Annotated in this window: 12 protein-coding genes; 8 read left to right on the forward strand and 4 right to left on the reverse strand. The window is 43.8% G+C overall.

All coding sequences use genetic code 11. The features are described from left to right. Nucleotides 1-61 precede the first annotated feature (61 nt). From CDZ87_RS03885 to CDZ87_RS03915, 7 genes are all read left to right on the forward strand, one after another. Nucleotides 62-829, forward strand: coding sequence for an SEL1-like repeat protein (locus CDZ87_RS03885; RefSeq protein WP_216639375.1), 768 nt, complete (start codon nucleotides 62-64; stop codon nucleotides 827-829). 108 nt (nucleotides 830-937) lie between these two features. Then, entirely contained in the window at nucleotides 938-2,038 is a 1,101-nt protein-coding gene (locus CDZ87_RS03890) for a DUF6708 domain-containing protein (RefSeq protein WP_100752261.1), read from the forward strand. Between the two features lie 206 nt (nucleotides 2,039-2,244). Further along, nucleotides 2,245-2,601, forward strand: coding sequence for a PilZ domain-containing protein (locus CDZ87_RS03895; protein WP_100752262.1), 357 nt, complete (start codon nucleotides 2,245-2,247; stop codon nucleotides 2,599-2,601). Between the two features lie 143 nt (nucleotides 2,602-2,744). After that, nucleotides 2,745-3,305: a sugar O-acetyltransferase gene (locus CDZ87_RS03900; protein WP_100752263.1), complete on the forward strand. Its 561-nt coding sequence runs from the start codon at nucleotides 2,745-2,747 to the stop codon at nucleotides 3,303-3,305. A gap of 219 nt (nucleotides 3,306-3,524) precedes the next feature. Then, a complete protein-coding gene (locus CDZ87_RS03905; RefSeq protein WP_100752264.1) occupies nucleotides 3,525-5,408 on the forward strand; it encodes a methyl-accepting chemotaxis protein in 1,884 nt (627 codons plus the stop codon). 191 nt (nucleotides 5,409-5,599) lie between these two features. Continuing rightward, on the forward strand, nucleotides 5,600-7,147 hold the full coding sequence (locus CDZ87_RS03910; RefSeq protein ID WP_100752265.1) for a YjjI family glycine radical enzyme: 1,548 nt from the start codon (nucleotides 5,600-5,602) through the stop codon (nucleotides 7,145-7,147). Between the two features lie 9 nt (nucleotides 7,148-7,156). Continuing rightward, entirely contained in the window at nucleotides 7,157-8,023 is an 867-nt protein-coding gene (locus tag CDZ87_RS03915; RefSeq protein ID WP_100752266.1) for a YjjW family glycine radical enzyme activase, read from the forward strand. On the opposite strand, the gene CDZ87_RS03920 is transcribed toward CDZ87_RS03915, so the two are convergent. The 4 genes from CDZ87_RS03920 to CDZ87_RS03935 form a co-directional block, all read right to left on the reverse strand. Then, the gene (locus tag CDZ87_RS03920) at nucleotides 8,020-8,934 is read right to left on the reverse strand and encodes a LysR family transcriptional regulator (protein WP_100752267.1); all 915 of its coding nucleotides are present in this window, start codon (nucleotides 8,932-8,934) and stop codon (nucleotides 8,020-8,022) included. The two genes, CDZ87_RS03915 and CDZ87_RS03920, sit on opposite strands and share 4 nt — an antisense overlap. A gap of 244 nt (nucleotides 8,935-9,178) precedes the next feature. After that, nucleotides 9,179-10,282: a phosphoribosylaminoimidazolesuccinocarboxamide synthase gene (locus CDZ87_RS03925; protein WP_100752268.1), complete on the reverse strand. Its 1,104-nt coding sequence runs from the start codon at nucleotides 10,280-10,282 to the stop codon at nucleotides 9,179-9,181. Between the two features lie 212 nt (nucleotides 10,283-10,494). Then, nucleotides 10,495-10,890, reverse strand: coding sequence for a hypothetical protein (locus CDZ87_RS03930; protein WP_100752269.1), 396 nt, complete (start codon nucleotides 10,888-10,890; stop codon nucleotides 10,495-10,497). Between the two features lie 259 nt (nucleotides 10,891-11,149). Further along, nucleotides 11,150-11,854 carry a glycerophosphodiester phosphodiesterase family protein gene (locus CDZ87_RS03935; RefSeq protein WP_100752270.1) on the reverse strand — a complete coding sequence of 235 codons (705 nt, stop codon included), beginning with the start codon at nucleotides 11,852-11,854 and terminating at the stop codon, nucleotides 11,150-11,152. A 388-nt stretch (nucleotides 11,855-12,242) separates the two neighbouring features. Between CDZ87_RS03935 and CDZ87_RS03940 the strand changes: the two genes are divergently transcribed. After that, a complete protein-coding gene (locus tag CDZ87_RS03940; protein ID WP_100752271.1) occupies nucleotides 12,243-13,019 on the forward strand; it encodes an MBL fold metallo-hydrolase in 777 nt (258 codons plus the stop codon). Nucleotides 13,020-13,116: the final 97 nt, after the last annotated feature.

The following is a 13,116-nucleotide window of genomic DNA, read 5'->3' on the forward strand; positions in this document are numbered from 1 at the left end:
GGAACAGTACAAGAATAACCAGCAATTTGAAGCTGGGCAGACCTTTTTAAAAGCGGCAGAAATGGGCAGCCCCTGGGCGATGGCAGTGTTGGCAGGCAGTGAGCTCAACGGTAATAGCCCATGTAATTATCTCGGTTGGCCATGTGACTCTAGCTGGAAATCTAAAGCCATAGACGGCTGGGAGAAACAAGCCGTTAACGAAAATGGAAAAGCCATGTTCGCCCTCGCCATTAAGCAAATAAAATGGTGGGAGTTTATTCCTGTTTATAAGTACAAAAGACACCGTGAAATCTATGAAGTAGCAATCAATAATCAAGGCTACGGATTTCTAAAATACAGCGCGTATTGGAAGGATGCAGAAGAAAAAATAAAATACCTAAAAATCGCAGCCACTCAAGGCTACGCACCAGCCATGCTATCCTTGTACTACTATTTGCTGGAGCCTGAGACATTGGATGAGGCGTTAGAATGGAACCTCAAAGCAATAAAACTAGGCTACCCAGATGCGGCAACCAGCCTCTACTATGCTTATTCTCAAGGCAAAAAAGATAGCTCTGGAGAGATGCTTATTCACCCTGATGTTAAAAAGGCCTATTACTACAATAAGATATCGGGAGCTTTAGGCGGCGAGAAAGAGGACGACTTAAGAATTACCGAAAGGATGCGCGTAAAAGATCAGCGCCCTGTCGTTGACGAAAATGGCAGGCCGGTATTTGAAGTACTTATCACTAAAGAAGAACAAGCTGAACTAGACAAACAGGTTGCTGAGTTTGTCAAAAATATTAAGCCAAACATGTTCTTAGATGAAACGTCTCTAGAGCTCTTCTAGTCCCCCCCTAAAAAGCCGCTTATTGGAGCGGCTTCTTTATACAAAATATAGTGACAAGTAACTTACTACCGCTAACAACAAATCAACTGAAACTACAAGGCGTATAACGTGGCAAAAGAGCAAAGTGTAGAACAGGATTTTAACTTAAATGACCAACGCCCTCTTGCGGGAGAAGTACGCACTTATCCTCTGGGAGAGGCATTATTCTTTTCACCAAAACCGTTGCCTTCTGCAAGAATTATTTCTGGTGGCTTAGGTGAATCAAATCAAATAGTGGACATCAACGATACATACATGGACATCGGACAATCGAATCACGGTAAAGCCTTTCAAGTTCAATTAATAATGTTTTGTGTGATGCTGGGGGTAATAGTCGTTGCATTGATATTTTTGGCTAGCGCATATGCAACGCAAGACAGGTTAGGGGGCTTTTTTGAGGCTTTATTGTTGGGACTTCGTGATGAAGGGGTTGTAATTGGTACGATTCTGCTGATTCCCCTATTCATTGGTTGGTACACCATAATCAATTCTTCTTTAAAAAAAGCACGTCAGAAGCCTATTCGCTTTAATCGACAGCGCCGAGAGGTTTGTTACTTCGAGGAAGGAAGTCAAACCCCCACCATTGTTCCTTGGGAAGAAATCGTTTCATGGGTGTCCATGTACAAAGGCTTTACTGGCAATGCTATTGTTTCCAATGTCACATTCGGAATTGCCTTACCGGATTCCACTGGGAAAGATTACTGGATGTTTAAAAGACCCGTAGGGATCATGGAAGAGGGACAACGCTCGTGGGAGATTATCCGCTGCTATATGGAAGAAGAATCCGAGTTTTGGGCGCAAAAAGCGGGAGATGAAAACCGACAAACATTCGATGAAAATCGCCGCCAGATAAAGCAGAAGTTCAAAAACGGGCCTAAGCCTTTATTTGCCATGAGTATGTCGGATCCAACAGCCTCATACTTTAATATGTTTGGTTATTACGTTTTTAATATCTTATGCCTCTGGAAGCTACCTTACCTTGTTTCGGAATGGGATAGTAAAATATCCATGGCAAAGTTTCCAAGCGAGATCGATGAGTGGTCTAAGCCCTTGCCGAAAGAAGAATGGGCTAAACCAAGTGATGAGTTAAGGAAACAGAAAGACGTTGCGATTAAGCATTACAAATCTGGTGGGAATCTAACCAATCTAAAGTTGTTGAACGCAGAGTAGATATAGAGAATAAACCGCTCACCGAGCGGTTTTCTACACTCTAAGTTAAACCAAATACCCACCACTCAACGCACGTCACTAAAGAAACTGGTAAATTTGTCGATATCATTCGTAGTATGTTAGATTTATTTGACCAATTATCGGTTCAAGTGTGACCGACTATACTTAAGGATAAGCTGTAGCCATGTGTTACGAGGAGTACGACCATGAGCGACATTGAACAAAAACGCCAATATTACCGGTTGAAATACCCCAAGCGGGCTAGGCCTTATGTGCGCTTTGCTGATGAGATGTTTCAAGTGACTGAAGTCTCTGAGGGCGGAATACGAATGGTTTTGAATAACTTTACTTGTATGTACAAAGGGTTAAGTATGAAAGGCGTACTGAATTTGTATGGCGATCGTAGTATTCCCATCGAAGGTGCTGTGCTCCGTTTTGACAACGATGAAGTCGTACTGCAATTGCGTAAAGGGCCGACATTTAAGATTATGGTCGACCAACAGCGCCACATCAGACAAAAGTACCCCTCTTTTTTTGAACGTTTACGCGGGACGGCGGCTTAAGAAAGATTTCACAAAGCCGCACAATTAATCATACTCAGCTATCAAGATCAGAAACCCGGAAAGGATTTCTGCATTTTTTACTCTTTTTCAATCTCGTCAACGCGTTATGCTACCTGTATCGAAGATAGATGTAGGAATTCGAGATGTCTGAGTTAGAAAAAATGATGGCAGGCGACCCCTTTGATGGCGCCTCGCACGAAATTGATAAGATCAGAACACAAGCCGCCAAGACTTTACAGCAACTGAATTTGTGTCTGGAAACAGAGCAAAGACACCAACTACTCACTGCGCTGCTTGGGAAGATAGGCAATAGTATGGTCCAGCCACCGTTTCAATGTGAATTTGGCAAAACCATTGAAATAGGCGACAACACCTTCATCAACATGAACGTCGTGATGTTAGACGGTGCAAAGATCACCATTGGCAACCATGTGTTAATTGGCCCTAGTGTACAGTTCTATACCGCAGGTCACTCTCTGGATTATCAAAGCCGTCGTTTATGGGAAACCTTTTGTTTACCTATCACGGTTGAAAACGATGTTTGGATCGGAGGCAACTCGGTTATCAATCAAGGTGTCACAATTGGTGCACGTTCAGTGATTGCTGCTAATTCGGTCGTCAATAGTGATGTACCCTCAGACTGTTTGTATGGTGGGACGCCAGCAAGGCTCATCCGCCGACTTGATGATAAAACGCCGCTTTAGTAAACCACTTAGTAAATAAGCCATACCTGCTTATAAATGCGTAAAATCGACGGAAATGGGTCGCGAGTATTGATTCGGCGACAGAGGAATGACGTCAAAAAATAAACACAATGCCAATCACTTATCTTGACCCAATCGTTCTATATTATTGCGTGCATATTCAGCAATTTGATTATAAAATTTGCGCCCTGTCTGTTCCTATTATCAATAAGAAACTCTATGAAACTCACTCTTAAGCAAAAACTCATCGGCTCAAGCCTGTTGGCTGTGGTGTTGATGGCAACTGCGTTGACTTGGCTGTCTGCTGATCAGTTAAAAAAACAAACTCAAAATGGCGTTCACGCACGAGCAGAAAGCCTAGCAAATGCAGCTTCTGCAGGTATCTCAGATTGGATCTCGATTCGTGAAGATATTGCCTCTGCATTTAATGACTATAGCCAAGAAGTGAACGTTGTTCCTTTCTTACAGCAAGCACGCAATGCTGGTGGTTTTGACGATATATTCCTTGGAACACCAGAGGGCGGCATGTACCGTTCTCATCCAGAGCGTAACCGTGCCGACTACGATCCTCGTGTGCGTCCTTGGTATATAGATGCGAACAACGCAGGTAAGCAAATTATTACCACGGCGTATAAAGATGCCATCACTAACGCGTTGTTGGTTACCATTGCCGAGCCTATTCGTAGTAATGGTAAATTTGTTGGTGTCGTTGGTGCAGATGTACTGATTGACCAACTCGTCAACGATGTTATCAATCTTGATGCGGGCAAAAATGCTTACGCAATGCTAATTGATACTCAAGATGGTACTTTCCTTGCGCACCCTGATAATGCGTTATCGCTTAAGCCGGTCACAACGTTATCGAAGCAGTTTACGCTTCGCGCGATTGAAGATGCGGCTAACTCGGGCAAAATTGAACAGATTGAACGTAAAGGCCAGCAGAAGTTGTACTTCTTCCGCCAAGTCGAAAATACGCCATGGATTTTTGCCATTGAAATGGATCGTGCAACAGAGGAAGCGGCACAAAGTGAATTGCTGACCAGCCTGATTGTTACGGCCATCATCATTACGTTGATTGTCATTGCCCTTGTTTCTTGGTTGGTCAGCTTCTTATTCCGCGATTTAGGCCGCGTCTCGAAAGCTCTTGAAGAAATTGCTTCAGGTGAAGGCGATCTTACCCAACGCCTTGAACCGCGCAGTGATGATGAAGTGGGCCAACTTGCAACTAACTTCAACACCTTCGTTGGCAACATGCACACCATGGTCTCTAAACTAAGCCTCGTTTCTGCCTCACTTTCTGAACAATCAAAGCAGACCGCTCAGCAAGCTGAAGAGCGTAGCTCACGTATTCGCCTGCAACAAGACGAAATCAATATGGTCGCTACGGCGATTAATGAGATGGCGGCGGCGACGCAAGAAATTGCTGGTAATGCCGACAATACCGCACAAAACTCAACGGAAGCGGTAACGGCGTGTGTGCACGGTGGCGAGCAAGTGGTTCGAACTCAGGGTTCAATTAAGAACTTGGCAACAGAAGTGCAGGTAGCAACAGACGTCATCCAAGAACTAGAAACACACGGACACAGTATTAGTACGATTTTAGGTACCATCCAAGATATCGCTGAGCAAACCAACCTTTTAGCATTAAATGCTGCGATTGAAGCGGCACGTGCTGGTGAGCAAGGTCGTGGTTTTGCCGTGGTCGCTGATGAAGTTCGTGTACTTAGCCAACGTACACACGCTTCGACCAAAGAAATTCAGCAGATGATTGAAACGCTCCAGTCGACCACAGGCAAGGCGGTCGGCATTATGGATGATAGTCGTCAACTGGCAGATACCAGTGTGTCGGATGCTGATTCTGCGGCAGTGAGTTTGACTCAAATTCAAACAGCGGTTGAGCGTATTAGCGATATGGCTACGCAGATTGCTTCGGCGGCTGAAGAGCAAGCATCTGTGACCTCTGAGATCACTCGCAATACGGTGGGTATCCGTGACGTATCAAATGAACTTGCTGATGAAGCGCACGATGCTGCCGCTCAGGCCGCTCAACTATCCGAATTGTCACATGAATTAGAGCAAGAGATTCAACGCTTCAAATTGTAATCTGCTTAACTTTAGTGCTTGTCTAGGCCTCGCTTTCAGTGAGGCCTTTTTATTACCATGAATATCTTAATCGCAAATCATGTCCAAATCGTAACTAGTTTCCAAATTGGAAATATTAGTAGGATGTAATTTCAATCGTGGACATGATGTGGCTGATATAAAATCCATAAAAACTTTAGGGAATTATAGCCATGTCCGATTTATATCAAGCGTTCCAGTCGCGTGTTACGTCTATTGTTAACGAGCCTCACCTTAGTGTGAAACAGAAGAATCAGTTTTTAGCGCTAGAGGCTGAGGCAAGTTTGCCGTATCTGACTGTTTCACAGCAGGTTAAGAGTGCAATGGAGAAAGGCATTCTTTGCGATATGTTTGAAGGCCATGCGCCCTTTAAGCCGCGCTATGTGTTGCCTGATTATACCAAGTTTCTCGAGCAAGGCTCTGACTATCTTGAGTTAGAACCAGCGCAAGACTTTGACGATGCACTTAACCTGCTGACCATTCTCTATCACCATGTACCGTCTGTGACTAATATACCGGTTTACCTTGGGCAACTAGACGATGTGTTACTTACTTATGTTGGCGATCTATCAGAGCAGCAGGTATATCAAAAGCTAAAGCGTTTTTGGATCATGCTTGATCGAACCCTGCCGGATGCGTTTATGCATGTCAATATTGGCCCAAGTGACAATATTATTTGTCGTACGATTTTGCGTATTGATGCTGAGCTTAAGCAAATTGCGCCAAACCTAACGTTTATGTATGACCCAGAGATAACGCCAGATGATCTGCTGCGTCAAGCGACCGACAATATATGCGAATGCAGCAAACCCCATATTGCCAACTATCCTATGCATGCCGCCGCTTATGGTGAAAAGCGCTTCGGAATTGTCAGTTGTTATAACTCCTTACCATTGGCTGGAGGTTCAAACACGTTAGTGCGGATGAACCTTAAGCAGATCGCGCAGTTAGCTGAGAACCCGGCACACTTCCTCACGCAATTATTGCCGATCTACAGTGAGCTTATGATTGAGTTGATTGATGCGCGCTCAACCTATCTCCATGAAAAATCAAATTTCTTTCAAGGATTTCTGACCACTGAGGGGCTGATTGAAGAAGCACGCTTTGCACCAATGTTTGGAATTTATGGTATGGCTGAAGCGGTCAATCTTTTGATTGAAAAAGAAGGACGATCGGGACGCTATGGTCATGACCAACAAGCGAACCAATTGGCACATACAATATCATCTAAACTAGCTGAGTTAGTTGATAGTTTGCCAGTGAAATATGGCCTCAATGGTAAGGCTTTGCTGCATGCGCAAGGTGGGATAAGCCTTGATCAAGATGTCACACCAGGTGTGCGTATTCCATATGGCAACGAACCCGATCCGGTTAGCTACGTTCAGGCAACAGCTCAACATCACCAGTACTATACCTCAGGTATCAGTGACATCTTAACCATTGATGAAACGGTGAAGTCGAATCGCGAAGCCATGTACAATCTGTGTAAAGGGGCGCTGAATATGGGCTATAGAGAGTTCACCGCTAATGTCGATTCCAATGACTTGGTAAGAGTTACGGGCTACATGGTTAAACTGTCTGATATTGAAAAGTTTGCCAAACAGGGCTCACGTAACAACACCACCTTTCTCGGCACCGAAGCGGCCAAAAATACAGCGATTCTCGATAGAAAACCGCGTGTTGCTAGCTTAGAGAGCACGCCAGTTTATACGACGTCGTGAGCAAGTATTATGACAAAACGCGCCAAAGTTAGCCGCATACTGCGTTTTTCTTGTGTTGATGGACCGGGTAATCGCCTGGTCATCTTCATGCAAGGGTGCAATTTCAACTGTGTCAGTTGCCATAATCCGCATACGATTAACCACTGCAATCATTGTGGCGATTGTGTAGAGCATTGCCCGACGCATGCGTTAACAATCGACAACGATAATCACGTTTTATGGGATGAATCACTGTGCACACATTGTGATGTTTGTATTAATACCTGTCTTCATCAATCAAGTCCAAAAATATCTAGTTACAGCGTCACTGAGTTGCTGGATGTTATCGAAAAGCAATGCGGTTTTATTAGCGGGATTACCGTTTCAGGAGGTGAAGCCACGTTGCAGTTGCCGTTTATTATTGAGCTGTTTACGCAAATAAAACGCAACCAACAACTTAAACACCTTAGCTGCTTTGTTGACAGCAACGGCTACCTCAATCAAGTCGGATGGCAAAAACTCGCACCGGTACTCGACGGCGCTATGATTGATTTGAAAGCATGGCAAAACGATACTCACCAATGGCTAGTCGGTCGTGATAACCACCGAGTGATAACATCGATACGCTATCTGGCGAGCCTAGACAAACTGCACGAGCTTCGACTTCTTCATATTCCGGGCGTTACTGATCTCGAGGACGAGGTACAAGCCATCGCGCAGCTGATCGGCACATTCCCTAAGCAGGTGATCATCCGTCTGAATGCATTTCAACATCACGGCGTTATTGGTCAAGCGCTTGAATGGCCAAAATGCAATGAAGCGCAAATTGAATCATTGCGCGCAAAACTGGCGCAACGAATCGCTCACACCATTATTACGCCAAGCGTCTACACTTAATCCTCGGTGGTGAGTTGGGTATGAAGCCAGTTCAGTGCAGGTTCGTTAAGGCTGGCTGGATTCCAGACTAAGCTGTACGCGACTTTACCATAGTCAAAGGGCAGCGATTTTGTGACCAAGCCTTTAGCTTGCAAGGCATGTTGCACCCACATTTTTGAGCATGTTAAAAGTAACTCGGTTTGATGGCATAACACTGCACCAGCGCCAAAGTCAGCGACCGATAAAGCGAGTTTTCTTGCCCCATATTGCTGAGTCAGATTTTGCTCAAAATAAGGCTCAGACAGATCTTTGTCTAAGATGCCGATGTGATAACAGCTTAAGTAATGTTCAATGTTCATCGGTTTATCAACCAGCGGGTGCTTCGGGCTCATCAAACATACCATTTCATCTGCAAGCACTTGTTGCCACATAAGATCACGACTGCGAGTTGGTGGTTGACTGATATCATGAGGGAGCAACATAAAATCCACTTGTCCGCGGCTTAGCGCCTCAAAACTTAACTGCTCTTTAGCGAACACATTAAGACAGCGAGCATTCGAAAGTTGTTGAGAAATCTGGACGATTTTCGCTGCAAACAGTTCAAAGGTGCTCTCTCGCATTGAAAGAGAAATGGAACCGGAAAATTGCTGTGGTGAAAAATCACCTTGATGAAGAATGCCATTCATCGCAGATAAAATCTTGTGAATTTCAGGGCCAATGCTTAAAGCAAATTGCGTCGGGATCAGGCTGCCATTATCACGATAGAACAATTCATCATTGAGTTGTGTACGCAATAGAGCCAGATTTTTGCTGACGCTTGATGGGCTGACGCACAAGATCTCGGCCGCACCTGTCACGCTATGAGTACTAAGCAGGACATGCAAAACTGTCAGGTGTTTCAAACTGATACGGGAAAGGGTTATATAGTCCATAGAATTCAATCATATCAACAACAAGCGACAGTTATAACGTTTTGCTCTACCAATTGATAGAGCGTAATTATCTAATCCGTGCGACCGGAAAATCTGATCACGTCAGTGAATCTAACAACCAATCAGGCAGTAACAAGAGTCGAGGTAACAAGGGCGGTGGCAATAAAGGAGGAGCAGATAAAGGTGGTAAGGGCAAAGATAAATAACAAAAAAGCCTCAACACGGTTAAGGCTTCTATTTTTAATTAATCAATGAGTCCGTAGTCACGAGCGAGAATATCGATAATCTCTTGCTTTGGATTGGTGCTGAGCGCGATTGGCCGTCCGGTTATTTTCTCTGCGATACCAAGGTAAGTTGTTGAGATATCGATTAAAGCGTCTGTCGGAAGGGCATTGTCGCGAGCCAGTGCTTCACGTTCAGCCATCCGCTCTTTATTGAGCAAGATGTCTGGATCTGGGAAATAGTTAAGCAAAAACTGGCGGAAGCCTTCTTTAGAGTTCTCGACAATATTGCCTGCATTATACTCATTTTCATCCCAGAGACGTGATGAATCAGGCGTGCCAACTTCATCCATGTAAATCAGCTTTTCATGACCAGCTGAGTCGGTGACATAACCGAACTCGAATTTTGTATCGACGAAGATTTGGTCAATTTCTGCAAGCGCATTGCTGATTAGAACGAAACCTTCTCGCAATAATTTTTCGTATTGGGCAATATCTTCGGCTTTAGAAAAATTAAATGCAGCGTAGTTTTCTTCAATGTTTTGGCGAGTAATGTTGACATCATCGGCTTCAGGAACCCCAGGAATACCGCGTAAAATGCCTTTGGTTGAAGGGGTCATCAGCAGTTCGGGTAGTGGCTTATCTTTTTCTAAACCTTCTGGAAGCTCAATGCCACAGAAATTACGTTCGCCGTTTGCATAGGCGCGCCACATTGAACCAGTAATGTATTGACGACAAATCGCCTCAATCATGATTGGTTTTGCTTTTTGTACAATCCAGACAAAAGGGTGGGGAATATCTAAGATGTGACTGTCTGCTAAACCGTGTTGCTGAAATAGGCTGAACCAGTGATTTGAAATCGCATTAAGTGCAGCGCCTTTACCCGGAACGCCTTTTAGGCCACCCTCGGCATGCCAAATGCAGTCAAATGCAGAGATTCGGTCACTGATCACCATAATCGCCAACGGCGCATCTTCGGCGACGTCGTAGCCTTTTTCTTTGATCAGACGTTTACTGTCTTGCTCGGTTAACCAATACACAGAGCGGACTTTACCGCTATGAACGGGTTTATCTGTACGAATGGGTAGATCGTCGTTTACAGCGAGTACTTGATCTGCAAGATTCATTTAGACATTCCTATATTAAGCAACATGGAAATTATCAGAGTCAGATAATTTATTTGCCCCGCATGATACCAGAACTATTTTGCTCTGCCAGTTAAAAGGCAAACGTTTGCTTATTTTTCTTCTTAGAATAGAATCATGATTTATTGGTTGGGATAGAAAAGAAAACCCCTTGAATGAAGGGGTGCAAGACCGTCTATGATTGCTGTGCTTAATTAGTGGTACTGATTAGTTTTGCCCTCAACAAAGAACACTTCACACTGGCATTGAACGGCGAGATCGCAGAGTAAGCTTTGTTCTGCTAGTGGAATTTTGTTTGAGGCAATAACCGCGCTAGCATTTTTTGACTGTATGGCTTTCATGACGATTTCAAATTCAGATTGTTTTTGAGAAGCCTTCATGTGAATAATTTTTTTACAGCTAATACGCGAGGATGCCAGTTGACTATAATCAGGGCGAGGGCATTCGGCAGTAAATAAGATCCACTGCTTTTGATTTGAAAGACCCGCTAAGCGACTCAGCGTCAGTGGATCGATATTCATTGGCTGCGTTGGTTGAGCAAGAACATTGTATTTTGAAAAAGTGCGAGCTGCAGTCTGTGCCTGAATCATGATTACTGTTTCCTTGTACATGCTGTATGCATACACAGTAGTTTGGGCGCGAAAATTTATCAAGACTATTTGGTGCAACTTTTGAGCATAATTTTGTATTGAAAAAACAATGAATTTAATTATCTATCTGATTTTTAAATAATTTATTCATTTTTATTTTTGAGGAAAGAATGAGGGCGAAGATTAGATAATGTGACAAATGTCACGAGTGTGAATGTGGGGCCATGCAGTGTTTTGTATGGCAGAGGTATACGGACTGTTATTTTACAAAGCGCTGCGGATAGTCGCTAAACAAGGCATCAAGATTCGATAAATATTTTACACGGTGCGGGTTGTTTACTGTGTAACTCCAAACTTGATAACCGAGTGATTGAAGTTTTGCAATCTGTTGCTTGCTAGTCCAACGATGATCAATATTACAGCTAAAGGCCGCCACTTCGGCTAACAATGCATACACCTTGTGTGAAACCCGGCCACACAAAACTGCGCGTCGATACTGTGGTAGTACTTGATGTAACTGACGCATCACATCAGGATCAAAGCTCGATAAGATTATGTTGTCGGTTGTGACGTTTTCTTGATGCAATACATCGGTAAGCAGTTGACAGACAAATTTGGCATCATGCTTGTCGACTTTAATTTCTAAGTTTAACTTCAATCGATGTAATCTAGAGAGATTAAGTAATTCACCCAGCGTCATAATACGCTCGCCAGTAAATTTCTTATCAAACCAATCGCCAAAATCTAATCGTTTAAGTTCCTTTAGTGTGTGTTGATCAACCCGGCCATGACCATTGCTACAACGATTAATGCTGTGGTCATGACAAACGACAAGCTGATGATCTTTAGTCGGCTGAATATCAACTTCGACCCACTCCAAGCCCAAGTTAATCGCTGCCATAATACTGACGCGTGTATTCTCGGGGTAGTGTCCAGCAACGCCACGGTGTCCAACAATAATCATCAATGCATATCTCGATAGTAAGCCATTTTGCTTGCCGCTTTTCCAGCACACTTTACGTAACCAGCGACGCCAAGATCTGACACTATCAAGTGATAATGAACAAAACAATAATCAACGAGATATAAATTGAACGCGGAACAAAAAGCAACATGGATTTTGATAGCGACCACAGCGTTGGCGCTGATCTTTTATCGTACCGATGGTCGACTGTTTAAAGTAAAGAATTAGTCAGTGGTGTATCGTTTAAACAAGTCGGTGTTTTGACACAGCTTAGCATTGTGACACAACATAAACGCAACCAAGTCACAAATTAGAGTGATTACTCTTTCTTGCAAGGCAATCCCTGCTAAAGTTATTTGTTGTAAAATTGTTAAAACGGACGTCAAGCATGAAGATTCACGCTCTTGATGGATACATCCAGACTCTCTATTTAGCGGAATACCCAGATAAATTACTGCTTTTGGATGGAGCGTCGCGAGCGGATATCCCTTACCTAAAGCATTTTATTGTCCACCAACTGCAAAGGCCGTTGTCTAGCCTGACCGCAGTAGTGGTGACTCATATGCATCCTGACCATGCTGGTGGCGCGCATAAACTGCGCACCCTCACGGGATGCAAAATTATTTCGGCGAAACGCAATCGAGATTGGTATTCCGGTGTGGATGGGGCATTAATGCATCTTACCGATATTGCTTTGGCACGTTGGGTTGCGCAGCGTAAACGTAAACCAAAACGAAATTTGTGGTACTCACGTAAACTACGACCGGATATCGTCTTATCGGATGGCGAGCCAATACCTAACTTTTTAGATTGGACGGTATTAGAAACACCGGGACATACAGATAGAGATTTGTCGCTATATCATCCTCAGCAGCAAATACTGTATGTGGCGGATCTCATGGTTGAGGTGAAACAAAAACTGGTAGCACCTTTCCCAGTATTCTATCCGAATCAATATAAAGCGTCCTTAAAACGCGTCTACAACTTAGCGCCTAAAGTTCTGTTGGTCGCGCACGGAGGGCAGGTGGCTTTGAGTCATGAAGTCTATCAGCACCTTATATCAACGGCGCCAAGAACACCCGCGACACACTGGCGAGCCATTAAAGTAAAAGCGAGAAGTTTAGTTGGCGCTTTGCTAGCGGTTGGCGTTACGAAATCTCATTAATTGAAACTTTTTATGTAAACGATTTACACGGTAGCTCACTGCTGTTGTTTAGGGCAACAGCAGTCAAACAAGAAAAAGTCGTGCTTTGTATTTAATC

It is taken from the genome of Vibrio salilacus, from assembly GCF_002811245.1.
Classification (GTDB): Bacteria; Pseudomonadota; Gammaproteobacteria; order Enterobacterales; family Vibrionaceae; genus Vibrio; species Vibrio salilacus.